Annotated in this window: 22 protein-coding genes; 10 read left to right on the top strand and 12 right to left on the bottom strand. The window is 43.3% G+C overall.

Annotated features, from left to right (window positions below; translation table 11 throughout):
* The first annotated feature begins 11 nt into the window (after nucleotides 1–11).
* Nucleotides 12–704, top strand: coding sequence for a tRNA (5-methylaminomethyl-2-thiouridine)(34)-methyltransferase MnmC2 (mnmC2, locus tag FHS10_RS07840; RefSeq protein ID WP_259089148.1), 693 nt, complete (start codon nucleotides 12–14; stop codon nucleotides 702–704).
* Nucleotides 705–707: 3 nt separating this feature from the next.
* Here the strand turns inward: mnmC2 and FHS10_RS07835 are convergent, their stop codons facing one another.
* Nucleotides 708–1532, bottom strand: coding sequence for a hypothetical protein (locus FHS10_RS07835; RefSeq protein ID WP_259089147.1), 825 nt, complete (start codon nucleotides 1530–1532; stop codon nucleotides 708–710).
* Between the two features lie 139 nt (nucleotides 1533–1671).
* On the opposite strand from FHS10_RS07835, the gene mazG reads away from it, so the two are divergent.
* The 5 genes from mazG to FHS10_RS07810 all read left to right on the top strand — a co-directional run bounded on the left by mazG (nucleotide 1672) and on the right by FHS10_RS07810 (nucleotide 6035).
* Entirely contained in the window at nucleotides 1672–2475 is an 804-nt protein-coding gene (gene mazG / locus FHS10_RS07830; RefSeq protein WP_259089146.1) for a nucleoside triphosphate pyrophosphohydrolase, read from the top strand.
* 67 nt (nucleotides 2476–2542) lie between these two features.
* The gene (locus tag FHS10_RS07825; RefSeq protein WP_259089145.1) at nucleotides 2543–2983 is read left to right on the top strand and encodes a hypothetical protein; all 441 of its coding nucleotides are present in this window, start codon (nucleotides 2543–2545) and stop codon (nucleotides 2981–2983) included.
* 202 nt (nucleotides 2984–3185) lie between these two features.
* Nucleotides 3186–3740: an RNA polymerase sigma factor gene (locus FHS10_RS07820; protein WP_259089144.1), complete on the top strand. Its 555-nt coding sequence runs from the start codon at nucleotides 3186–3188 to the stop codon at nucleotides 3738–3740.
* Entirely contained in the window at nucleotides 3733–5268 is a 1536-nt protein-coding gene (locus tag FHS10_RS07815; protein ID WP_259089143.1) for a hypothetical protein, read from the top strand. Before FHS10_RS07820 ends, FHS10_RS07815 begins: the two co-directional genes overlap by 8 nt.
* Nucleotides 5265–6035: a hypothetical protein gene (locus FHS10_RS07810; protein WP_259089142.1), complete on the top strand. Its 771-nt coding sequence runs from the start codon at nucleotides 5265–5267 to the stop codon at nucleotides 6033–6035. The genes FHS10_RS07815 and FHS10_RS07810 overlap by 4 nt, the downstream gene beginning before the upstream one ends.
* 165 nt (nucleotides 6036–6200) lie before the next feature.
* Here the strand turns inward: FHS10_RS07810 and FHS10_RS07805 are convergent, their stop codons facing one another.
* Nucleotides 6201–7421: an ABC transporter permease gene (locus tag FHS10_RS07805; RefSeq protein WP_259089141.1), complete on the bottom strand. Its 1221-nt coding sequence runs from the start codon at nucleotides 7419–7421 to the stop codon at nucleotides 6201–6203.
* Between the two features lie 85 nt (nucleotides 7422–7506).
* Between FHS10_RS07805 and FHS10_RS07800 the strand changes: the two genes are divergently transcribed.
* From FHS10_RS07800 to cmk, 3 genes are all read left to right on the top strand, one after another.
* The gene (locus tag FHS10_RS07800; RefSeq protein WP_259089140.1) at nucleotides 7507–8751 is read left to right on the top strand and encodes an exo-beta-N-acetylmuramidase NamZ family protein; all 1245 of its coding nucleotides are present in this window, start codon (nucleotides 7507–7509) and stop codon (nucleotides 8749–8751) included.
* Between the two features lie 29 nt (nucleotides 8752–8780).
* A complete protein-coding gene (gene fmt, locus FHS10_RS07795) occupies nucleotides 8781–9698 on the top strand; it encodes a methionyl-tRNA formyltransferase (RefSeq protein ID WP_259089139.1) in 918 nt (305 codons plus the stop codon).
* A gap of 154 nt (nucleotides 9699–9852) precedes the next feature.
* Complete coding sequence (gene cmk, locus FHS10_RS07790; RefSeq protein ID WP_259089138.1) at nucleotides 9853–10530, top strand: (d)CMP kinase; 678 nt, start codon at nucleotides 9853–9855, stop codon at nucleotides 10528–10530.
* 71 nt (nucleotides 10531–10601) lie between these two features.
* Here the strand turns inward: cmk and FHS10_RS07785 are convergent, their stop codons facing one another.
* Complete coding sequence (locus tag FHS10_RS07785) at nucleotides 10602–11060, bottom strand: deoxycytidylate deaminase (RefSeq protein ID WP_259089137.1); 459 nt, start codon at nucleotides 11058–11060, stop codon at nucleotides 10602–10604.
* An 87-nt stretch (nucleotides 11061–11147) separates the two neighbouring features.
* Nucleotides 11148–12803, bottom strand: coding sequence for an MFS transporter (locus FHS10_RS07780; RefSeq protein ID WP_259089136.1), 1656 nt, complete (start codon nucleotides 12801–12803; stop codon nucleotides 11148–11150).
* Between the two features lie 167 nt (nucleotides 12804–12970).
* On the opposite strand from FHS10_RS07780, the gene FHS10_RS07775 reads away from it, so the two are divergent.
* A complete protein-coding gene (locus tag FHS10_RS07775; protein ID WP_259089135.1) occupies nucleotides 12971–13627 on the top strand; it encodes a LysE family translocator in 657 nt (218 codons plus the stop codon).
* Nucleotides 13628–13973: 346 nt separating this feature from the next.
* On the opposite strand, the gene FHS10_RS07770 is transcribed toward FHS10_RS07775, so the two are convergent.
* The 8 genes from FHS10_RS07770 to FHS10_RS07735 form a co-directional block, all read right to left on the bottom strand.
* The gene (locus FHS10_RS07770; RefSeq protein ID WP_259089134.1) at nucleotides 13974–15881 is read right to left on the bottom strand and encodes an amidophosphoribosyltransferase; all 1908 of its coding nucleotides are present in this window, start codon (nucleotides 15879–15881) and stop codon (nucleotides 13974–13976) included.
* An 87-nt stretch (nucleotides 15882–15968) separates the two neighbouring features.
* Nucleotides 15969–16331 (bottom strand): hypothetical protein, encoded by a 363-nt coding sequence (locus FHS10_RS07765; protein WP_259089133.1) that lies wholly within the window; start codon nucleotides 16329–16331, stop codon nucleotides 15969–15971.
* Nucleotides 16332–16348: 17 nt separating this feature from the next.
* Nucleotides 16349–18331, bottom strand: a complete 1983-nt coding sequence (locus tag FHS10_RS07760) for an amidohydrolase family protein (protein WP_259089132.1) — start codon at nucleotides 18329–18331, stop codon at nucleotides 16349–16351.
* A gap of 70 nt (nucleotides 18332–18401) precedes the next feature.
* Nucleotides 18402–19025 (bottom strand): alpha-ketoglutarate-dependent dioxygenase AlkB family protein, encoded by a 624-nt coding sequence (locus FHS10_RS07755; protein WP_259089131.1) that lies wholly within the window; start codon nucleotides 19023–19025, stop codon nucleotides 18402–18404.
* Nucleotides 19026–19271: 246 nt separating this feature from the next.
* Entirely contained in the window at nucleotides 19272–20579 is a 1308-nt protein-coding gene (locus tag FHS10_RS07750; RefSeq protein WP_259089130.1) for an ammonium transporter, read from the bottom strand.
* Nucleotides 20580–20686: 107 nt separating this feature from the next.
* Nucleotides 20687–22186 carry an NADH-quinone oxidoreductase subunit N gene (locus tag FHS10_RS07745; protein WP_259089129.1) on the bottom strand — a complete coding sequence of 500 codons (1500 nt, stop codon included), beginning with the start codon at nucleotides 22184–22186 and terminating at the stop codon, nucleotides 20687–20689.
* The gene (locus FHS10_RS07740) at nucleotides 22187–23791 is read right to left on the bottom strand and encodes a complex I subunit 4 family protein (protein ID WP_259089128.1); all 1605 of its coding nucleotides are present in this window, start codon (nucleotides 23789–23791) and stop codon (nucleotides 22187–22189) included.
* A 5-nt stretch (nucleotides 23792–23796) separates the two neighbouring features.
* Nucleotides 23797–25908, bottom strand: a complete 2112-nt coding sequence (locus tag FHS10_RS07735; protein WP_259089127.1) for an NADH-quinone oxidoreductase subunit 5 family protein — start codon at nucleotides 25906–25908, stop codon at nucleotides 23797–23799.
* Nucleotide 25909 lies beyond the last annotated feature (1 nt).

Here is a 25909-nt window from a genome sequence, read left to right as displayed (position 1 = left end):
TTAATGACTCAATGACCAATGACCCAATGACCAATCTTTCTATAGTCACCACCGCCGATGGTTCAAAAACCATTTACAACGCGCAGGTAGGCGAGCTTTATCATTCACGAAACGGGGCTTTGCAGGAAAGTCAGCATGTGTTTGTTAACTCGGGGCTGGAGTATTTTTTAAACCAAACCAATGCCGGTGAAGTAAGTATACTGGAAATTGGTTTCGGCACCGGTTTAAACTTTTTACTAAGTGCCGATGTTTGCAGTAGCAAAAACATCAACCTTAACTACACCGGGATAGAAGCCTACCCACTTACATCACAAATGATGAGCGAAACCGGTTATGAGGCATATACCCCGGCAGCCTTATGGGCTTCTTATTTATCAAACTATCCCCAAGCTTTAACCAGTCCTGTTAGTATTAATAATAACTGTAAATTAGAAATTGCCGCCGTTAAACTGCTTGATTTTACATCAGCCAGTCAATATGATATCATTTACTTTGATGCCTTTGCCGCATCCCGCCAGCCCGAAATGTGGGAACAGGCGGCGATAAGCCACGTGGCCGGCTTTTTGAAACCGGGTGGCGTATTTGTTACTTATGCCATCACCGGCAACCTTAAACGCATGCTTAAAGCGCTCGATCTTAAAATTGAAAAAGTACCGGGTGCCGCCGGTAAACGGGAAATGCTGCGCGGAGTTAAAAACAGCTAAGCCCTATAAAAACCTAAAACCAACGTTAAACTTAAGCGTAAAACCGTTGGTGTTCGGCAGTTCTCGGTAGGCAAATTCGCCTTGCGTTATGGTACTATGGGTGGCGTAAATGATTGGCCCGCCACACAACGAGAATGCAAAACGCGAAGATGCCGGCGCGTAATTTAAGGATGGGCCTACCAATAAACGGGCACCGCCTTCGGCCTCGTCACTTTCCCAAAAGCCTTCTAAATCCTGCCCTACGGCTTCTACCCCGCCAAAAAAGCCGCCGCTTATATGGCGCAAAACACCCAGGCTTGATATTACATCCAATCCATCGCGTTTAGCATCAAATGCTTTTTCAAAACGTACGTTGGCACCTAATTTCCACGAAGTAACGTCATAAGCTGCCGCGATACGACTAAAAGCGACCGCGTCATTATTAAACTCTCGCCTAAAGCCAAAACCACCGCCAATCCTGAAACCGGCCGGCTGGTTGCCGCCTATAAAATCACGTAACACTTCGGCTTGTTGTAAGGAGTGTACTGTACCGTTGCTTACGCCTGTACCAAGCGTTGCCAAAAAGGTAAATTTTGCACCCAGGTACCCCTTAACAGAAAGGTTTTGATCAACGCCATCAAAACCCAGCGGGGTTACCGTACGCTCGCCATAACCGCCAGAGTAATTCAGGCTCCAGTTACGGCCGCCGGGGTTAAGGGTGTTAATAGTATATAAAAAAGGCTGTGGCTGCCGAAAGGTAGCAGGCTGCAAACCCGGTTCTGTTTGTTGCGCCCTGCAAAAACCACAAAATACAATGATGTTTAAAGCCAGTAAGTAAATTTTTTTCATGATAGTGAAGGTAAATTGTTATCCCAATTTAGTCATTTGCTAATAAAATCAATTAATGTTAGCATATAATTAACTGTGGCATAAGTTTGCATTAAACACGATATAGTACATTTGTACTATAATTAATCTGTACAAACACATGCCTTTAAAAGCTCCGGAAACGGCCCCTACATCAACCATCGCATTTCAACGTTTACTGATCATTATGGACGACCTGAGGGCCAACTGCCCCTGGGATAAAAAGCAAACGCTGGAAAGCCTGCGTCACCTTACTATTGAAGAAACCTATGAGCTGAGTGATGCCATTTTAGGCGATGATATGCAGGAAATAAAAAAAGAGCTGGGCGATATTATGCTGCACCTGGTTTTCTATTCTAAAATAGCGTCCGAAACCAATGACTTTAACATTACCGATGTACTAAATGGTGTTTGCGATAAACTGATTAACCGCCACCCTCATATTTATGGCGATGTGGAAGTACAAAACGAAGAGGACGTAAAACGCAACTGGGAGCAAATTAAGCTTAAAGAGGGCAATAAATCTGTTTTAGGCGGCGTACCTGCTTCATTGCCCGCCTTGGTAAAGGCATCACGCATACAGGAAAAAGCGAGGGGCGTTGGATTCGACTGGGAAGAAAAAGACCAGGTATGGGCCAAGGTTGAAGAAGAAATGCAGGAGTTTAAAAACGAGTTTAATGCCGAAGACGAAAGCACCATCGACCATGAAAAAGCCGAGGCTGAATTTGGCGACCTGATGTTTTCGCTCATCAACTATGCCCGCTTCATCAACATCAACCCCGAAAACGCGCTCGAAAAAACAAACAAGAAATTTATCAAACGCTTTCAATACCTTGAACTGAAAGCCAAAGAAAACGGCAAACAGCTACAGGATATGAGCCTTGCCGAAATGGACATTTTTTGGAACGAGGCAAAAAAACTTTAAAAATATCCTTTGCTTGCTGTAGCGTTTGTATCTTTATATACGTAACCAATATAAATTACAAGGAAATATGAAGCGTTATTTATTTTACTTAATACCTGTATTGTTAATATTTGCTGTCGCTTGTTCGCCAAAATCGGACGCCACAGTTGTACCTACCCCTGCTGGTTCTTTTACCGGCCAGTTCAGGTTTTATACCAGAAACAGCTCTGGCAATTATGACAGTGTAAAAAATACCATTTTTTTAAAGATGACCACAGATGGTCACTTCAGGGTAATTTCTGATACTACCTTATACCACGCGGGTAGCCATGGTACTTTTAATTATGATGGATATTACCTCCTGTTTAATGATAGTACCTATAGCGCTACTGCCCCTAAAACCAAAAGGCACCTATCAGGCCTTTTTCAGTATGTGTATGATGGCACTACTTTAAAAATGTTACGCACAACTGCAGGTACAAGCCCGGATACAATAGGTCGTTATGACCTTACCAAAACCGCAAACTAATATTTGTTTTTAACTGAAAGGCCGTCGCCGTTTATTTGGCGCGGCTTTTTTTAATTGCATGGCAATTTAATTTTCAGTTAAAACTATTTACACCGGTATGGCCTGCAATAAAAAAACATTTTTTTTATTTGTATCAATATGGTTACATGCTGCGTAAGGGCATAAAAACCAACACAATATTTAAGCGGAATAAATACACTTAATGCATCCACCCAAGCGCATTACTGAAGAAGAAATTATCAGCCAATGCAAAGCAGGCAACCTTAAATACCAGGAAATGCTGTATAAGCAGTTTTATGGCTACGCTATGGGTATAAGCTTGCGCTACAGCCTTAACCGCGACGACGCGTTAGAGGCCGCAAATGACGCATTTATAAAAGTATTTAACGCCATAAATAATTACAATACAGATAAGCCCTTTAAAGCCTGGCTGCGTACAATTATAGTAAACACTGCTATTGACCGCCGCCGTAAGGATCTTAAATTCCAGTTAAATATTGAGTTGGATAATGCCGCGCCCCTAAGCAGTAATGTGGGCACGGTTGATAATTTAAATGCACAGGATATATTAAAACTGATGAATGAGCTGCCTGCCATACAGCTTACCATTTTTAATATGTACGAAATAGATGGTTATAATCATGATGAAATTGGTACTATGTTAGCTATCCCGGCAAGTTCATCGCGCGTTTATTTAAGCCGGGCTAAAGAACGATTAAGAAAAATATTAAGGCAAGAAGCACAAAACCATGGATGATCAGTTGGATAACGACTTAAAGAACCGCATCAGGGAGGTGTTTGATAACTACGAAGACACCACCGCCGATGAGGGCTGGCTGCTGCTCAGGGAAAGATTTCCTGAGGAGGAGAAGAAGCGCCCGGTGGTTTGGTTATGGTGGGCAGGTGTGGCAGCCGGCTTACTGCTGTTTTTAAGTATAGGCGTTTGGATGCTGAGTAAAAAAACGCAGCCCGATAATACCCTTGCCCTTAAACCGGCAAAACATCAGCAACAACAAAAAACCGGTGCTAAAGATTCGGCGGCTCAATTGGCGGCGACGCAAACTGCGCCTGCAAATACCCCTGTTGATACTATTGCATCAGCACAAAACACTATTGCCCAATACCATCAACCTGTACATAAAAGCCCGGTTGATAGCACGGTATCAACACCAAACAATATTGCTCAAAACAATCAGCCTGCACATAAAAACCCGGTAATTAATAACACAAATACGGCTACAGTACAACCCAATAACATTGCGGCAGGCAATCAGCAAAAACAGGTTGCCTCCAATAATACCATGGTAAATCCGCCTTTGGTGATCAGTGGCAATAATGGTATCAACAACAACGTGGCCGCTGTTCAGCCACCGGCAAACAAGCAGACCGATGCAATAGCTACACCTGCAAAAAGAGTTGATAGTGTTAAATCCGTTTCTCCAAAAACTGATGCGGCTCAGTATGCGGTAAACACTACTGTTGTACCCGGCAAAGCCGCTGACATCAACTCTAAAAATACGGATAAACAGGTTGCTAAAACCGCCACACCAACAAGCACGATAGACGCCATGTTTAAAGCCGAGCAAAATCAGCCTAAAAAACCGGCAGAAAAGGTCATTGATGATAAAAAAGTAAAATTTGGCGTGTATGCGGCAACATTTTTTAACTATGCCAAGGGCAGCAGCAACCAGGTTAACGCCGGTGCCGGTTTTACATCTGATATTAAATTGAGTAAAAACATTAAACTTTCAACCGGTATTGCATTGGCACAAAACACGTTGAAGTACGGCAGCTCAACGCCCCCTAATACAAACGCGGCAAGCGCATTATCATACGCAGCCGCCCGCGAAGACAATATGCTGGCCCCTGCAGCATCATTACCTACCTTTAAAAACTATAATGCCAGCCTGGTAGGGCTTGATGTGCCTATCAATATCAAGTACGAATTCAACCCGCAAAAAACTGATGCTTATATCTCGGCTGGCTTAAGCTCGGGCACGTTTATTAATGAGGCTTATACCACCAGTTACGGTATCACCCATAACTCGTTGTTGGCTGGTGTAACCCAGCAAACAACTGACCAAACGGATAGGCAAAGTTTTAATAGCTTTTACTTTGCCAAAACACTTAACGTTTCCTTTGGTTTGGGCACCGCTTTGGGGAAAAGCAATCGCCTTATTATTGAGCCATTTTTGAAATACCCGCTTCAGGGGCTGGGATCGCAACAGATAAAGTTTGGCGCAGGCGGTATAAACCTGAAACTTAACTTTACCAATAAAAAATGAAGAAACATTTACTTGCGCTAACTGCCCTGTTGTTTGCGGCCTCATTGGCATTTGCCCAACAATTTGAGCTATCGGTTCAGGCCAATTCGGGCTTGTTTCATTTTTCAGGCAAATCCGCGACAGCTACATCCCAGGTTATGCAATACGGCTCAAATAATCAAAATTATACCAACAACCCCTATGGCAACCGTAATGGTTTTAGTTATGGCAGTACTTTACAGGGGCAATTTGTTGCAAAAAGTGGTTTTATATGGGGCTTAGGTGCCGGTTATGAAGTATTACGAAGCCAGGTAAATATTGATAAATATACCCCACTTATTTATATAACCTTTAATGATGTCAATACTGTTTACACCGACCCAAGTTTTGCGGTAAAGGGACATACTAACCTGCAAAATCAAAGCATCAACCTAAATCCATACATAGGTTACCGGTTTCTGCTGCATAAAGTTAAGTTAGATATTTTGCCTGGTGTGGATGTTGGTATTATCCTAAAAACCAAAGATGAAGGCAGTGTTAAAGATAACAATGGCAAAACATACCCTGTTGATTACGCCCGGACAAAAGCACCTACAGATGTGAGGTTACGCCTGGGAGCGGCAGCATCCTACGGCAAATGGGCGCTTAACGCCAGCTTTGCACATGGCTTAACCAATTACCTATCAAGAGTTGAAACGGATTTGACCGGAAGTGGCGGCAGCAGCACTACCACACTTACTGCTCATAGCGAACTGATGCGGTTGGGTGTAAGCTATCGCATTTATTAATCTGTGCCGAGCCGGGTGAGTCTTCGCCCGCGTTCAAAACCGATGCTTACGTAAATATTCAAACGTCATGGGCAGGAGGAACAACTCACAATGACGCGTTTAATAGTGGTGCGGTGAAAACACCGCCCACAGGCTGAAATTGAAAACTGCGTTTTTGAATCGCCCTTATTTAAACCTGATAGCCTTCACCGGCGAAATTTTGCTTACCAGCATAGATGGTACAATAAGTACCAGCAGGCAAATGACCAGCGTGCCTACATTAAGCCAAAGGATATCAAAACCGCTAAACATTACGGGTACAAAGGTCATGTAATAAGAGGCCTGGTCGAGCTGGAAGAAGTGGGTTTGTTGCTGAAAAAAGCCCAAACCTAAACCTAAAGCATTACCCAACAGCAGGCCCAATCCTATCAGGTAGGTAGCATTAAATAAAAATACTTTTTGAATGTTCCAGTTTGATGCCCCCATGGCTTTAAACATGCCTATCATGGCGGTACGCTCCAATATCATGATCAACAATGCCGAGATCATATTGATCACCGCTACAATTACCATGAGTACCAGCATCACTACCGAGTTTACATCTAACAGGTCAAGCCACTCAAAAATGTTAGGATAATCATCCATAACTGTATTCGTTTTTTCTTTGATGGGCAAAATATCATCTATCCTATCGGCCGCGGCATTTACCTGGTCAAAATCGGCAACGCGTATTTCATACTGGCCTATTTCGCCGGGCTTCCAGTTGTTAACGCGGTTTATTAATGATAGCGCGCCAACCACAAAGGTTTTATCAACCTCCTCTACCCCAATGCTAAAAATGCCTTTTATTTTAAACTGGCGCTTGCGTAACCCCTCCTGCACAAAATACATCAGCAGTTTATCGCCCACTTTAAGTTTTAGCCGGTTTGCGGTAGTTTGCGATAGCATGATCTCTTTTTGCGCCTCAACAGAATCTTTAAAATCGATCACATCGCCGGCAACCATCATCTTTTTAAAGTAACTCCAGTCGTAACTTTTGTCAACGCCCTTTAATACAACGCCTTCAATTTCGTTATTGGCTTTGATGATACCCGGTTTGGTAGCGGTGGGCATCACATTGGTTACCGAAGGTATTTTAAGCACCTTTTGTACAAAGGCAGCATCATAAGTTATAGGCGAACTTTCATAAGAACCATTCAAATCAAACTTCACTACCCGCAGATCGCCGGCAAAGCCACGAACTTTTTCGCGAATCTCGTGTTTAAATCCTTTAACAATGGCTAACGATAATATCATTACCCCCAAACCAAGCATAATGCCAATAATGGCAATGCGTACAATCAGTTTTGAAAATGTACGCTTTGACTTGAATGTTATCCGGGCTGATATAAAGGAGGCGAAACTCAATGCAGAATGTTTTTTAGTACCTTCGCAAATATGCGGTTTTGCTATTAAACCTGCTACTTTTTAAATTGTTTCAACACAATATTTTATGAGAACCATTCCTGTTTTTATTCAAAGCGCACTAATAGCAATACTAAGTATCCATACCACAAGTGGCAATGCGATTATTAACCATAGCAAGCCTGCCGATAGTGTTAAGACCGACAAGAAAATTGACTCAGAAATAATTACCGGAGCCGACCAGGTTCCGCTGTATTTTGACTATCTTAAGGGAAAAAATATTGGGATGGTTGTTAATCAAACTTCTGTTATTGGTAAAACCCTTACGCCCAGCGTTGATAGTTTGCTTAAACGCGGCATCGGCATCAAAAAAGTTTTCGGTCCGGAGCATGGCTTCCGCGGTAATGCCAGCAACGGCGCGGTTGTTACCGATGCGGTTGATACCAAAACAGGCTTACCCGTAATATCCTTGTACGGTAATAAACATTACAAGCCAACGCCCGAAGATTTAAAAGGCATCGACCTGATGATATTTGACATACAGGATGTTGGTGCACGGTTTTATACTTATATATCAACCCTGCACTATGTGATGGAGGCCTGCGCCGAAAATAATATTGAGCTGATGATATTGGACAGGCCCAACCCAAACGGGTACCTTGTTGATGGGCCGATATTAGATACCGCCTACCGCTCATTTGTAGGTATGCACCCTATTCCCATCAGCCACGGCATGACCATTGGCGAATACGCCCAAATGATCAATGGCGAGCACTGGCTTAAAAACAGCGTAAAATGCAAATTAAAGATCATTAAAGTGGCCAATTACAGCCACAATATGCCTTACAAATTGCCGGTAAACCCGTCGCCCAATTTAAATACCAATCAATCTATTTTACTATATCCCAGCGTTTGCCTGTTTGAGGGTACCACTTTTAGCCTGGGCAGGGGCACTTATTTTCCGTTCCTGGTGCTTGGGCATCCTTTATTAAAAGGGATCTACAAGTACTCCTTTACACCGTTAAGCATCCCGGGCATGAGCGAAAACCCACCTCAAAAAGATAAGGAATGTTTTGGTATCGATTTAAAAAGCTACGGCGTAGAGAAGATCACGACCATGGGGCACATTAACCTGGCCTGGCTTATTGAACTTTACAAAGCTTTCCCCGATAAGGATCATTTTTTTAACGCGTATTTTAACAAACTGGCCGGTGGTAAAGAGTTGCAAACGCAAATAACCGAAGGTAAAACCGAAAATGAGATCCGTAGGAGCTGGCAGCCCGGTTTAAAAAAATTCAATAAAACACGCAGTAAATACTTATTGTACAACTAATAGCAGAAGCAAATAAAATAGCATATAACATGAGAATTGTATTTATGGGTACCCCCGAGTTTGCAGTTGCATCGCTTGATGCTTTAATTAAAGCCAGCAGTGATATTGTTGGCGTTGTAACTGCTCCCGATAAACCGGCAGGTCGCGGGCAAAAACTTAACGAATCGGCGGTAAAACAATATGCGGTAGCAAACGGGTTAAAAGTTTTACAACCCGAAAAATTAAAAAGTCCGGAGTTTTTGTCCGAGCTTAAAGCACTGGGGGCCGATTTGCAGGTGGTAGTGGCCTTCCGCATGTTGCCCGAAGCTGTTTGGACCATGCCTGCCAAAGGCACCATAAATTTACACGCATCGTTATTGCCGCAATACCGCGGCGCCGCCCCAATTAATTGGGTACTCATTAACGGCGAAAAAGAAAGTGGCGTAACAACCTTTTTCCTGAAACATGAAATTGATACAGGCGATGTTTTATTTACCGAAAAGATAACGCTTACGGGCCATGAATCTGCCGGCGATTTGCACGACCGCCTCATGAACAAGGGCGCAGGCCTGCTGGTAAAAACCGTAAAAGCGGTTGAAAGCGGCCGTTATAACGAGCACCCGCAGGTACAATTATTAACAGGTGAAGAGCTGAAACACGCGCCTAAGATTTTTAAAGAGGATTGCCAGATAGACTGGCTGCAGCCCGCTGAAGCTATTTATAATAAAATACGTGGTTTAAGCCCTGTACCTACGGCCTTTACCGATCTGAACGGCAAAATTCTGAAGATATACGCATCTGAATTATTGATAGATGAGCCCGCCATACAACCCGGCGGTTTCCTTACTGATGGCAAAACCTTTTTAAAATTTGCCGCCAAAGGTGGCTTTATCAGCGCAAAGGATGTACAACTGGAAGGCAAAAAACGGATGGGGATTGAAGATTTCTTAAGGGGTGTAAAATTATAGTTTAGGGCACAACCGCCTTTAACGGGCAACATTACCAGTGCCTAAAAGTGTTAAGTATTTGGCTGGCAATCACTTTTAACAACGTTGATTGGGGCTATTAAAACAACTTGAACGGGCATCAACCATTAGCAAAATTCCTTAATTTAGCGGCTTTATGAGCAACAACATCGTAGTAGCAATTGATGGTTATTCATCTTGCGGCAAAAGCACGCTGGCAAAGGCATTAGCAAAAAAGCTTCATTTTATTTACGTTGACAGCGGCGCTATGTACCGCGCTGTAACTTTATATTTTATACGTAACAATGTGGATTTGCAAAACAACGAGCAAATTGCAACCGCATTAAAAAACATCCACCTCAATTTCCACTCCCGCGATTACCAAACTCATATTACATTGAATGATGAAGATGTATCTGACGAGATCCGCCAGATGCATGTTGCCGATAAAGTAAGTCCGGTTTCGGCCATCCATGATGTACGCGTGGCCATGGTTAAACAGCAACAGCGTTTAGGCAAATCAAAAAATATAGTAATGGATGGCAGGGATATCGGCACTGTAGTTTTTCCGCATGCGCAGGTTAAATTTTTCATGACTGCCGACCCAAAGGTAAGGGCCGAACGACGCTATAACGAGCTTTTACCCACAAACCCAAACATCACCTTAGAAGAAGTTTTTGACAACCTTGCGCACCGCGATTACCAGGATACTACCCGCAAGGAAAGTCCGCTCACAAGGGCCGAAGACGCGATAATTCTGGACAATACCGATCTGAGCCAGGAAGAGCAGTTGCTATTTGCATTGAGCCATATTGAGCCTTTTATGGCGGAGTGAAAGACTCTTCTACGGAGACTTACGAAGTTTTTGAAACTTCGTAAGTCTGAATTCGTCACTGCTCTTCCACTTTAATCCTCCACAAACCTTACTGTAGGTACCCCAAACCTGTTTAAAAAATCAACACCTTCATCGCTGCCAATGCCTTTGTACTCGGCGTATGATTTATCAAAGTAAACTTTGGTTATCCCTGCCGAATAGATGAGCCTCGCGCAAGCAATACAAGGCGAAAGTGTGGTGTACAAAGTTGCACCCTCTAAACGGGCACCGCTTTTTACGGCGTATAATATCGCGTTTTCTTCGGCGTGGAGGGCTAAGGAACAGCTCCCTTTTGAATCGCGTGCGCAACCTACCCCCGGCCATTCCTCGTCGCAGTTATGCGTGCCCGCAGGCGGCCCGTTGTAGCCTATGGATATAATACGGGTATCGCGGGTTAAAACAGCGCCTACGTGAGCTTTAACACAGTGTGAGCGCATAGCCAGGTCTGTTGCCAGGTTCATAAAAATAGAATCGAAACTTGGTTTCATCATTAAGTCATTTGGTCATTAACGTCATTGGGTCATTAAATCACCTAAAAAATGACTTAATGACCCAATGACCAATGACAGTTTTAAAAATTAGTGGCCGGCTGCTACTTCAACATGGTCAAGATCGATACCCTGACTGCGTAGTTCGCGGCTAACTTTCCACGCAAAATAAGCAAGGTAAGCAAAGCCCAATACAGGTACTATATAAGAGAAGTGAATACCGCTCATGCCGGGGATAACATTGTTGCTACCATCGGCTATTTTACCTTGCAATGGTGGAATGATTGAACCACCAAGAATCATCATGATCAAAAATGCCGAACCCTGGCTGGTGTATTTTCCTAAACCTGTAATAGCTAATGAGAAAATGGAAGGCCACATAATTGAACAGCACAACCCACCACTGATAAAGGCAAAGGTTGCAACCTTACCGGTTGTAGCCAAACCTGTTAACATAAATACCATACCTAATAAACCCAATACAGCCAGTGTACGGGTAGGTTTTTGCTGACCGATAAAGAAAGCAACAATCAGGATAGCTACACAAGCTGCATAACCATACAGGTTACTCACGTTTACACCGGTTGCAGCATTTACAAGCAATACAATACCAAACGCGATGAAAGGGATCAGGATGGTTAGTACGTATTTAGCAGTTTTTGAAAGATTGAACGCACCAATTGCACCTGCAAAACGACCGATCATTAAGCTACCCCAATATAATGAGATATATGGTGCTATTTCCGATTCCTTGAAAGAACCAAACTCAGGCGTTTTTAACAATGAGCCCATGTTACTTTGGATAGTAACCTCGGTACCGACATAAGTAAATATGGCCAGCATACCCAAAATCAATTGAGGATATTGCATAGCGCCCCAGCCTTCTTTGCTTTTTTTAGCGGCCAATATGGTACCTACCAGTGTTAATACAATAATAGCTAAAGATGCGTAAACAAAATACTGGCTTTTTATGTGATCTGAAGATAGCAGCTTATTGAGATAAGCACTTAACGGGTCGGCTGCCAAAATAAGCAGGAACGCCAAAAACATAATTAAAAGCGGGGTATTTGCTTTACCACTCGGCTCTATTTTTTCGTCGCTGGTAACCTTTGGTAAGTTTGAAAACCAAAAGAATATAGCAACCGCAATAAACAAACCGGCAAGCATGTAATAAAGGTTATTTACGGAAGAGATCTGCACATCCTTAGCTGCAATTTTAGCCGATGCCGAACCAAACAAAATAATTCCCACAACCACCGGGCCTAACAAACCACCGATGTTATTGATACTACCTGCAAAATTTAAACGGTTTGAACCAGTCTCCGGTGGACCTAAAGCCACCACAAACGGATTCGCTGCTGTTTGTTGCAATGAAAAACCAACAGCTATAATGAAAAATACTGCTAATATAAAGCCGAAAGAACCTGAAGCGATAGCGGGAATCATACCCAATGCACCAACTGCCGATACAATAAGACCTAAAATAATACCATTTTTATAACCCATTTTATTCATGATATCTACTTTGCTTATAGATGAGGCAAAATATAATATCAGTGAGCCAATGAAATAACCACCATAAAAGGTAAAGTCGATCAACTGTGATTCAAACTGGGTTAAGTGAAAGTGTTCTTTGCAAAAGGGTATGAATACACCATTAGAGGCGGCTAAGAAACCCCAGAAGAAAAATACAGTTATTAGCGTATAAAGCGCCGAACTATAACTTTTGGCCTTGTTTTGTTCCATTTTTAAAATTGGTTATACAGAATAGATTTTGAATCGTTAAACATAATTCATTTTTTGTAAAAGTGGCTATACTTTTTTTAATTAAATAAATCACAATTTTAAGTTTCGTTGTTTAATAGATAAAATTGCATATTCGCATTGTTCAAAAATGAACAAAGCCTAACTTAATGATAAAAGCCATTGTTTCGGGTATAGGGTTTGGATTAGTGTTGACGTTTTTAACTGGCCCGGTCTTTTTTGCTCTTATTAAAACCAGCATTGAAAAAGGTTTTCATGCAGGCGTTGCTCTTGCACTCGGCGTTGTAAGCAGCGACGTTTTTTTTGTGGGTGCCTTATTATTTGGATCACAATACATTGATGTATCTGATCATACAAAACTCATAGCGGGTATTGTAGGCAGTGCCATATTATTTGCGCTTGGCCTTTATTATATGTTTAAAAAAGCCGAGATCAACTACGGCAATAAGGTACCTACCGGTGCCGATAGATTTGGCTACTTCCTTAAAGGTTTTCTGATGTGTATTTTTAACCCTACCCTCCTTTTCCATTGGACGGTGGTTATTGGCGCCGCGAGTACTACCTTCCTGGTTGGCAGCCCACATAGATCATTTCACATCGCGGTAATGTTTCTTACCATTCTTATCCTGCAGTTTGGCATGGATACCCTTAAAGCCTTCTACGCTGATAAACTGCGCGACAGGATCTCGGTTAAACTTATCCATCGCTTAAATGAAGTTGCCGGTATCGCCTTAATCATAGCCTCATTGGTTTTGGTTGATAAACTGCTTACCCATATTATTTTCTCGGCGCCAACGGCGTCGTGAGTCCCCCGGCCCCCTGAATGCTCCCGTGTACCCACATCTTTTTGGAGTCATATCATCAATAAAAAACGTTGTCATTTCGAACGAACCAGTGGGATTGCGCGCCGGAGGTGAGGAGAAATCTTGTAAAAGCGGACATTCGACGGTGCAGGGCGTCGAAGATTTCTCTTTCGCCCCCATCTTATACCCCTCCTTCGCTCTATCGAAATGACATTTTTCTTTTTTAGAAAGATGTGTATACACGGTAGCCCTGAAGGGGGAGCTTTTTGATTTACTTGTACAATAAAAAAGGCGATGAAATTAATTTCATCGCCTTAATATTTTCACTCCCCCTTTAGGGGGCCAGGGGCTACATATAAGCTCTTTGGTTTTTACCTTCCATCCAGTTAACAAAGGCGCGGTTAACAACTTTGTTACCGCCTGGGGTTGGGTAATCACCGCTAAAGTACCAGTCGCCGGTATGATCGGGGCAGGCAATGTGCAGGTTATCTAAAGTTTGATAAATTACCTTTACCTCGCATTTAATCTCTTTGGGGGTGATGATCTGGGCTATACGGTCAGAAACCTGCTGATCTGTAAATAGCTCGTATATCGCCTTCACATGGTTTTGTACCTTCTCTTTAGGCAGTTTAATGCTATCCTTACATTTTTGGTAAACATCAAGGATCACATCTTCCCTATCCATTTCCTTTAACAGGCTGATGGCAGCTTCAAAAGCAACAAACTCGCCCATTCGCGACATATCGATACCGTAGCAATCAGGGTAACGGATCTGCGGAGCCGATGATACCACAACAACCTTGGTAGGGCCTAACCTGTCTAATATTTTCAGGATACTTTGTTTAAGTGTGGTGCCACGTACAATCGAGTCGTCAAGCACAACCAGGGTATCGGTATCACGTTTAATTAAACCATAGGTGGTGTCATAAACGTGGGCAACCATTTCGCTGCGGTCGGCATCCTGGGTAATGAAAGTACGGAGTTTAACGTCCTTAATAGCTATTTTCTCCACACGTGGTGCAAGCGCCAGTATCTCGGTAAGCTCTTCATCGCTTATCTTGTCTTCGCGGCTTAACAACCTATCACGCTGATATTTTTTTACATATTTGTGAACACCTTCAACCATCCCGTAAAACGCGACCTCGGCTGTGTTTGGGATATAGGAGAATACGGTGTTTTTAATATCGTGGTTAACAGCATCCAATATTTGAGGGCAAAGCAGCCTGCCTAATTGTTTACGTTCACGATAAATAGAAGCATCACTGCCGCGTGAAAAATAGATCCGTTCAAAAGAACATGATTTTTTTTCCTTTGGCTCGCTAAACATGGTTTCGGTTATCTTACCGTTCTTTTTAACAATAAGCGCGTGACCAGGTTTAATTTCCCTGATCTCTTCCATCGGAATATTAAACGCGGTTTGAATAGCAGGGCGCTCTGAAGCAGCCACCACAATCTCGTCGTTATAATAATAGAATGCCGGGCGGATACCAACAGGATCGCGCATTACAAACGCGTCACCATGGCCCAAAATACCGGCTATGGTATAACCGCCATCCCAGTTTTTGGCCGATTTGGTCAAAATTTTGGCAACATCCATATCGTTGGCAATCAGCTTGCTAATCTCTACGTTATCGTCCAAACCCTCGCGTTTGTACTGATCAAACAAGCCCTGGTTCTCGGTATCGATAAAGTGGCCCATTTTTTCCAATACGGTGATGGTGTCGGCTTGCTCCTTAGGATGCTGACCCAAATCGTAAAGCTGTTGCAGTAACTCATCAACATTAGTCATGTTAAAGTTACCTGCAATAACCAGGTTACGGGTTTGCCAGTTGTTTTGCCTTAAAAACGGGTGGCAGCTTTCAATGCTATTTTTACCGTGGGTACCATAACGCAGGTGCCCTAATAAAACTTCGCCTGTAAAGCTCACGTGTTCTTTAAGCCACTCGGCGTCAAGCATTTTTTCGGGAGTTTCCTTTTGAATATCCGCGAATTTCTTCTGGATGTATTCGAAGATATCAGCAACAGCGTTTGAAGCCATTGAGCGGTGCCTGCTTATGTAACGTTTGCCCGGGGCTATATCTAATTTAATGGTAGCAACACCTGCGCCATCCTGGCCGCGGTTGTGTTGTTTTTCCATTAAAAGGTAAAGCTTGTTCAGGCCGTACAGCGCAGTTCCGTACTTTTTCTGATAAAAAGATAGTGGCTTTAATAAGCGGATAAATGCCACACCGCATTCATGTTTAATCTGATCGCTCATGATTCGGAATGAGGCTGCAAAGGTATCATTTATAATGGACTCTTTGTAAAATCATTTGTCATTACATTGCATTTATTTGTCGCAACATTAATTCCCCTCTTCGGGGTAAAAAAATTGCGTTATTTCTATCGGACCAATGATGTGATCATTAAAATCTTCTAACTCTTCGGCAGGGACCCAAAGTTCGTTATGAATGGGGCCGCCAACATTTTCAACATTGTATTTTGCTAAAAAATCGGCAGGCAAACTAAAACGGGTTACAAAGCCTGAGCCCGATGCAGGCACATTCCAGTCGCGGGCTATTTGTATAGCATAAGCCTCATTCATCACCGGGTAAAAAATAGGTTGCTGCGCCAATCTTTTCGGGAATCTTTTAAAACCAGATTCTTCTATCAGTTTAAGCTCTTTAGGGCCAACAGGCCGGTATAAGGTTATCAATTCCTGCTGCATGGCACTAAATTACCAAATTACCGCGAAAAACCAACCATCTGGTGTAACGACACCGGATCATAAACCCTGCCGGCCTTTATCACTACCGATACCTTACGGATATCGCTGATATTGTTTAAGGGATCGCCATCTACCAATATAATGTCGGCCTGTTTACCAGCTTCAACTGAGCCCGTTTTGTTATCAACACCCATAACTATAGCCGGGGTAATGGTAGCCGTTTTTATAGCCTGGGCAGGTGTTAAGCCGGCGTTTACATATAACTCCAACTCCCTATCCAAACTAAAACCAGGGAAACCCATATCGGTACCGGCAACAATAATTACGCCCGCGTCATATAATTTTTTAACAGATATGGCCATACTTTGCATCAGCGGTTTGTATTTAATTGCATCGGCCGGCTCCATCCCCATGTTTTTGAACAACGTTTGTAATGGCGGCGGCAGTGTATTGTATGCAGGTTCAAGATTGGTGATACTATCCTTTACATTGCGGAAAGCCAGTTCAAAAACACCTAAAGTTGGGTCGATCACTACGTGATGGTCTTTAATAAACTTTATGGCCGCTATACTTACCGAGTCGTCGAAATTAACAGACCGGTCTTTGTTTCTTTTTAAAATAGAATACACATATTGCTCGTGGTTTACCATGTTCATGCCCGAGTCTACCCCCTGCTGCAAAGTCATCCCATTAGGAATATGGCCTGTAACGGTAAGGCCAAGGCGGTGCGCCTCATCGCAAATAGCTTTGACTATAGCCGGTTTTACCGAACTGTAAATTTTTATCTGTGCAAAACCATTTTCTTTATAACGGTCAACCGCTTTTATAGCCTCCTCTTTCGTATCGGCCTGTATAATGCCTAATGACATTGGCCCCTTACCGTCAATAATACCTGCCTTCAGGATATTGGGACCAACGCCCCTACCGCTATCTATAGCGTTTTTTATCGCGTTAATGTATTCAAATTCGTTACCGCAATCCCTAACAGTTGTAACGCCCGCAGCCAGGTACGCCGGGCCCCATTCTGCCTGCTCAAAGTGGGCGTGCATATCCCATAATCCGGGCAAAATGGTTTTCCCTTTGGCATCAATTAAAGTTGCGTCCGCGGGTATTGTAACAGTACCCACTTTTCCGATGGTTTTGATAAGCCCATTCTCTATTAATACTACAGCGTTGGGTATAGCGGTTCCGGTATTAACATCAACCAGGTTGCCGCCAGTAATGGCAATCACTTTTACCGTTGTGTTAGGTGCCGCTGCTGCTTTAGCGAAGATCTGCATACCATAAACCGCGGCCCTGCTAATGAGTTCGGGCAGCAAGGTTTCATATTCCTTTCGTACAGATTCCAGCTTATCCCCTTCCGCGTCATTGGTCATAAGGCAAATCAGTTTTCCGTTAGTATCGGTCCATATCAATTCATTTCCCCATACCAGGCCGCCTACTGTAAACCTATCGAGGGTTAGCGTTTTACCGTTAAAGTTCAGTTGATCTGTTCCATCCTTTTTTATTTGAACCGAGCCAAAAGGCAGTGTTTTTAAAGTTTGCGGCTGCTTATTTTTTTTCCAATACTGTAGCATTACCTGCTGCACCAGTGTGGGCGAATAACCTGCCACCGGGAAACTGATATGCTCAGCAGTTTTATAGCTTGTCCGTTTATCATCAACCCTGTATGAAACTCCATCATCTGAAACTCTTACCCAATCATCAATTGTAGAAAACCTGGAGGTGCTTCCTTTGGTAACAAGTTCTATCGGCGAACCCGCAGGAGTTAATGTTAAACTTGTTTTTAACGGTACCGGCGATCCCCGGTCAACAAATTTGAAATCGATGGTGTATTTAACTGAGTCTTTATATTTGGTTACCTTGTAGCTTTCCTGGCCAATATGCTGTGCGAATTTGTGTAAATAGAAAGTGTCGCTATCGTCGGTTGATAATGCGACTTGGGCTTTAGCGGTCAGCAACGGGCTTAAAAGTAAAGCAAGTAGTGTAGCTTTTTTCATACCGGCAAATGGATTTAGTTAGATAAACTAAGTTATCATTTAATCCCCGATGTTGCAACGCGGCGCGAGGTCAATATTTAATATCCCGGAAGGTTATATTGATTCTTGGCCCCATTTCTTTAGCAGTTTTAGGCACCTGGTGCAGCCAATGGTGTTGTGTTGCCCCTTGCATAATTAGCAAACTGCCATTATTCAACCCAACCGATACCCTGGCGTTCTTTTGGGTTTTATGTTTAAACTGAAAAGTACGGGTTGCCCCAAATGATGCCGACGCGATAACCGGGTTGCCGCTAAGTTCCTTTTCATCGTCGCTATGCCAGCCCATGCTGTCGCCGCCGTTACGGTAATAATTGAGCAGGGCCGAATTAAATTGTTTATCACATTGCGCTTCGGCAGCTTCTTTAATTTTGAGTAATAATGGTGTAAAGGGAATTGGCGTGTTCACCACACCAGAGTAAATGTACTCCTGGTCGCCATCAGCATACCATGACGTAAGCCGCGGAAAATTCACTACTTTACCATAAATTTTCATTGCATCCTGTTTCCACAAAATAGTGTGTTTAAGCTCCTCAAAAATAGCATAAACCCCATCCTCCTGGTAAAAGTTAGGATACAGCAAAACTTCACCATCAAAAGGTAATATATTTTGATTGGGAGTATTAAAGATGTTTAGTTGATTATCGAATAGAGTCAAGAGATTAAAAATAGAATCAAGAGTTAAGACAGCTACAAAATTTTATTCATAATTATAGACAAAATAAGACGCGAAGCGTTTAACAACCAGCATTTTTTTCCTGTCTTTACTCCTTAATCCAAAAGTCCTTACTCCAAAAGTCTTTAATCCTTGCTCCAAAAGTCCTTGCTCCCTTAAGCAAAAAAAATCCGGCTTCTCAGCCGGACTTCCAGGTTTATTTAGTTGGTTTGAAATTCATTTTTTTGATCACAGCTTTTCGCCATGTTGGGTGATATCAAGCCCCAGCACTTCTTCTTCGGCCGAAACCCTTAGTGGGGATATCATGTCTGTAATCTTGAGCAGCAGTAACGATCCAAAGAATGCAAAAATGGATACGCCTACCATGGCCAAAAGCTGTACCATGAACAGGTGTGTTTCGCCAAAAAACAAACCGTTGCCGGTTGTATTATTAGGGTTTACATGCTGATTGGCAAATACCCCTGTGAGCAGCATCCCCACCATACCACCTACCCCATGGCAAGGGAATACATCGAGCGTATCATCGATGGTAGTGCGGGTACGCCACTCTACAACAAGGTTACTCACCACTGCCGATATAATACCAATAGCCAGCGAATGCGGGACACTTACATAACCGGCAGCAGGTGTAATGGCCACTAAGCCTACAACCGCGCCTATACAAGTACCCATTGCCGATGGCTTACGACCGAGCAACATGTCAAAAAATATCCAGGTAATACCACCCGCGGCAGATGCCGTAGTGCTGGTAGCCAAAGCGGTTACCGCTAAAGCGTTTGCGCCAAATGCCGAACCCGCGTTAAAACCGAACCAGCCAAACCATAACAAACCGGTACCAATCATCACGTAGGTGATGCGGGCAGGTGAGTGGTTAGCGTCGTTACGGCGCTTGAGGTAAAGGGCAGAAGCCAGGGCAGCCCATCCGGCCGACATATGCACTACCGTGCCACCCGCAAAGTCCAATACGCCCAATTTAGCCAAAATGCCATCCGGGTGCCAGGTGCAATGCGCCAGCGGCGAAAATATGAAGATGGAAAAAAGTACAAGAAAAATAATGTAAGAGTTAAAGCGGATGCGCTCGGCAAAAGCACCGGTGATGAGTGCCGGGGTAATAATGGCAAACTTTAACTGGTACATGGCAAACAGCAGCAATGGTATGGTTGGCGCGGCTTTCCAGGTAGCATTGCCCAACATACCTTTCATCATAAAGTAAGTTGATGGGTTGCCAATAACACCGTGAAAACTTTCGCCAAAAGCAAGACTGAAACCAAATATGCCCCAAAGCACGGTAATTATAACCATACAAACAATGCTTTGCAGCATAGTTGAGATCACATTTTTTTTGTTAACCATACCGCCGTAAAAGAAAGCCAGGCCTGGTGTCATGATCAAAACAAGTGCTGTCGACATCAGCATCCAGGCAATATCGCCGGTATTAAATTGGGGGTTACCTGAGTTTTTAAAATCAACAGACGGAAACAGGAACGTAAGCGACAGTATTACAAGTATAACAAAGAATGGAAAGTAACGCTTCATGTATTAATTGGAAACTCGTTTATAAAACGGCCTGAAATTAATACTTTTTAAGCAATTAAAAGAAGATTATGTTAATTTTTTATTAAACAGATAATAAAAAATTGATTTTACAGGTATTTAAGAACAAAATCTGGGAAAACACCCAATAAAATCAGGATAAAGCTCACAATTGCAGCCAAAATAACCGAATTATAGGATTTTCTATATTCAAGATCCTGATTTTCTGACCTTTTAAGGAATAAATTAAGCGGAATTTTAATGTAATAAAACAGGGATACTACTGTAGTTAGCGCTCCGGTAGCCATCAGCAAAGCCAGCCAGATACTATGACTTTGCTGGTAGGTATTGTACACCGATGAAAAAACAAACAGCTTACCCGTAAAACCCGCGGTAACCGGCAAGCCGGTAAGCGAGATCAATATAATGGTAAAGCAAACTGAAGCAATAGGGTATTTTAACCCAAGACCTTTATAGCCGTCCATATCTTCGGCATCGGCAACGTTGCTAAAATAGGTTGCCAGTACCAGCGCCCCGATATTAGCCAGCGCATAAACTAATAAGTAATAAGTTAGGGTAGTTAAGCTTTGCGGGGTAAGCACAATAACCGCCATCAGCGCAAAACCCGTATGACCAATACTGGAATATGCCAGCATCCGTTTAACATTGTTTTGCATCACCGCGGCAAAGTTACCCGCTATCATAGTAACAATACCGATAACCGACAGTACAATCTCCAGGTTAAAGCCTGTTGATTTGCCCACCAGCACCATTGGCGGTAAAACATTAAACAGCAAAGCAAAAGCGGCAATTTTGGGCAAGCTTGAAAGCCAGGCTGTAACCGGCGTTGGCGCGCCCTGGTAAACATCGGGCACCCAAAAATGAATGGGCACGAAGGAAAGCTTAAAACCGATCCCTACCAGCACCAATACCATCGCAAATGACGAGCTAACCGGGTTAACATTGATCAACTGGGTCACGGTTGATCGCGCCAGCAGATCTAACGAACCACTGAAGCCATATAACAACGAGATACCGTACAACATGATGGCTGATGATGCTGCGCCAAACAAAACATATTTTAAACCAGCTTCTGTACTAAAAGCATTCTCGGTACGGTAAGCCACCATCAGGTACGATGCTATAGAAACCATTTCAATAGCCAGGTAAACAGATAACAGGTTTACCGCCATCGCCATTAAATGCAAGCCAAATACGGATGCTATGGCAATAGAATACAGATCGGCCAGGCCTTTGTCGTGTGATTTAAGTTTTTTGTCCCAGGTAAAATATAGCAGCAATATAAATGCCAGCACATCGATGATCAGTTTAAAGCATATGCCGCTGCGACTAAGCAGCAGCATATTGCTGAATATGAGGTGCGGTCCATCTAACACTAATCCAAACTGCAACAGGTCTTTAAACAACACGATCACCAAACCGGCACAGGCTACCGCGCGACAGTAGGCAACAGCTCTTTTGCCAAACACCAGATCGGTTATCATTACCACCAGGAACAACAGTACCAGGTAGGCTTCGGGCATAAAATAGGTTATGCCCGTGAAAACATCGTTTAATAAACCGGTTATATATGGCAGTAGCTGGTTCATTTATTTTGTTTGTAAAAACTGGATAAGCGCCAATACAGAATCATTCACTTTATCAAAAACCAATGATGGCATTACACCCAAAGCAAGGGCGATGATGGCTAACGGTGCAAGGGTTAGTTTTTCGCGAAGGTTTAAATCAGTAAGTGCTATTTTCCAGATGCTACCACCTTTTAATGATTCCTGCCCGAAAAACATGCGTTGCAGTGTCCACAAAAAGTAGGCAGCACCCAGCAGTATGCCCACCGTGCCGCAAACGGCAAACCAGTAAGGCAGTAAACCATTCACATTATGCGATTTAAATACACCTGCCAGTGTAAATGCTTCGGCCACAAATGCCGAAAAGCCAGGCAGACCTAACGACGCGAAGAATGCGATCATGACAAAGGCTGTATATTTCGGCATCAAGGTACCCAGTCCGCGGAAATGGTAAATATCCCTATCATGCACCCGGTTGTAAATAACGCCAACCAAAAAGAACAGCATAGTTGATAAAAATCCGTGGCTCACCATTTGCATCACCGCGCCGCTAATCCCTTCAGCAGTTTGCGAGGCGATGCCTAACAGCACAAAACCCATGTGCGATACCGATGAGTAAGCGATCATCCTTTTCAGGTCGCGCTGAGCCAGGGCGTTAAAGGCACCATATAATATGGATATAACGCCAATGAGGCCGAGCCAGAAGGCATAATGGGTAGCTACTTCGGGGAAGATACCTAAACAGATCCGGATAATTCCGTAGCCCCCTATTTTTAACAGGATACCCGCAAGGATGATAGATACCGGTGTAGGTGCTTCCACGTGCGCGTCGGGTAGCCATGTATGCAGGGGCACTATGGGCACTTTAATAGCAAAAGCGATGAACAGCACCACAAAGCCAACTGTACGTGCCGACATGCCCATGATGGTTTGATGCGCGGCCAAGGAGAATACAGAGCCCTGATCATAATTGGAAGGGTTCATCATTTGTACCATGTTAAAAGTATGGTTGCCGGTTACCGGGTCGGTTACGGATAGGTATAAACCTACCATCACCAGCAACATAAATACCGAACCGAATAACGTATATAGGAAAAACTTAATAGCCGCGTATTCCCGGCGCACGCCGCCCCACATCCCTATCAGGAAGTATAATGGCAACAGCATCAGCTCATAGAACAGGTAAAACAAAAAGAAATCCAGGGCACAGAACACGCCTACTACGGCCATATCTAACAGTAAAAACAGCAGGAAGAAACCTTTAAGGTTGCTCTTAATTTCCCAGGAAGCCAAAGTAGCGATCACCATTACCAGCGATGTCATCACCAGTAACGTTATAGAAATGCCATCTATCCCCACAAAATAATCTATCTGCATTTTGCCCATGCCACCCAGGTTAAGGCTTATCCAGGGGAGTTTTTGCACAAACTGAAACTGGTCTTCGTGGTTAATACCTGCAAAGTTTGCACCGGTTTTAAAGTTAAGGTACATCCATATACTGATGCCTAACTGGATGAGTGTGGCCAGCAGGGTAATATATTTAAAACTGTTGCGCATGCGCGATGGCAGCACCATAATGACAATGCCGAAGAGTACAGGTATAAATATGAGTAAGGTTAATATATTCATCAGGTTTATAACAGTATTTTAAAAAGAAACAACGCCAGTACTATCACCAGCATGCTAAACAAATAGTATTGAACCTTGCCGCCTTGAAACTTACGCGCAAAATTGCCAATACTTTGTACTATGGCTGCCAGCAAATGTAAAAAGCCATCTACAATATATTTATCTGCCCAGGCCGAAAAACGGGCTACACAACCGGCCATATTAGTCAACAGGTGTACAAAGCCATCAATAATATTTTTATCGAACCAAAATAAGGTTTTACCCAAACCAAGCACCGGTTTTACAAACACCCGTTTATATATTTTATCAATATACCATTGATTGTACGATAAACGATAAAAAAAGCCGGTTTGCGAAAAAGCAAAGCTATTTTGTTTTACGTAGATAGCATAGGCCAGGTACAGCACCACCAGGCTTATCCCGTTTACTAATACCGGGATAATCAAGTGATAAATACTCTCGAACTTAGTTATGCGCGAAATATTCAATCCCTTAAATAGCCATGAGGTTTCGTAGGAGAATGGGTTAAATGAAAACAGCGGGAATAAACAGCAAACAGCTAATAACACTACGGGCAACTTGTACTGCCAGCCGCCATCAGTCAGGTGCAATTTCAGTTTTGGGTGGATGTTTTGCAACCTGAAATCGCCAAAGAAAACTTTGAAGATGAGCCTTGCCACATAAAAGGCGGTTAGCCAGCTGGTAATGAGCGCGGTTACCGGGATTATTTTTAGCCATACGCTTTTGCCATCGCTCCATTCAAAGGCCTGGATCAGGATGCCGTCTTTTGATAAATAACCTGAGGTAAGCGGCAAGCCGATCAATGCCAAACCGGCAATAACAGCAACCATAAAAGTTAGCGGGATTTTTTTACGCAAGCCCCCCATCAATAAAATATCCTGGGGGTCGATATCCAGGTTGTTATCTTCTTTCACGTGTTGCATTTGGTGGATAACAATACCCGCTACCAAAAACAGCAAACATTTAAAAAAGGCATGCGTAGCCAAATGGAACAGCGAAGACGAGTAAGCGCCCACTCCCATCCCCAACACCATAAAGCCTAACTGCGATATGGTGGAGTATGCCAATACCCGTTTCAAATCGTTTTGGGTGAGCGCAATGGTAGCCGCCATAAATGCTGTGAAGCAGCCAATGATAGCTAATATGGTCAATTCCGTTCCATTGAACATAGGGTAAACCCTCCCCAGTAAAAACACGCCTGCCGCCACCATGGTAGCTGCGTGAATCAAGGCTGATACGGAAGTCGGCCCTTCCATGGCATCTGGCAGCCAGGTATGCAATGGGAACTGGGCCGATTTGGCGGCAACAGCTAAAAAGATACCTGCTACAGCGACGTATTGCCAAACAGCAGGGATCGCACCTTTTGCTCCCGAGGGAAGCCAAACAGAGCCTACCGATTTAGGTAACAGATCAAGCGCGATTGCCCACTGCCCCTCGCGTATGGCAGAAAAACTAACCGCCCCGCTGTGACCAAATAATGCATCGATATCAAATGTGCCATACATCACAAACAGGATGATAATAGCGCTCAGTAATCCTATATCTCCTATCCGGTTCATGATAAAGGCTTTTTTATTAGCCTGCACCGCCTTATCCCTGGTAAACCAAAAACCAATAAGCAGGTACGATGAAAAGCCCACTAATTCCCAAAAGCCATAAAACAGCACCAGGTTATCTACCACCACCAATGCCAGCATGCTGAAACAAAAGAAGCTGAGATAAGTAAAATATCTACCGTAGCGCTCGTCATGCTTCATATAAGCCGTAGAGTACACATGCACCGGCAAAGCGATAAGCGATACCAGCAGCAACATTAAAACAGAAAGATTATTTAACAGGATACCAGCATAAACTTTGGTAGTGCCGATTGTAAACCAAACCTCTTTTATATGAATCTGCGAGCTGTTCCACACCCCGGCAAAAACTTTGGCCGATAAAACACAACCCAATAAAATAGCCAATGTAGATACCCAACCCGCAACCTTACTTTTTACCGGCAGGCAAAAATTGACCACAGCAGCAAACAGCGGTAATGCCACAGCTGCGATAGTGCAGATGATAATAGAGGTATCGGTATGGGATAGTGTGTTGTTCAAT

It is taken from the genome of Mucilaginibacter dorajii, assembly GCF_024808255.1.
Classification (GTDB): domain Bacteria; phylum Bacteroidota; class Bacteroidia; order Sphingobacteriales; family Sphingobacteriaceae; genus Mucilaginibacter; species Mucilaginibacter dorajii.
The sequence above is the reverse complement of the archived record's forward strand: the minus strand, read 5'-3'. Positions and strand labels throughout refer to the sequence as shown.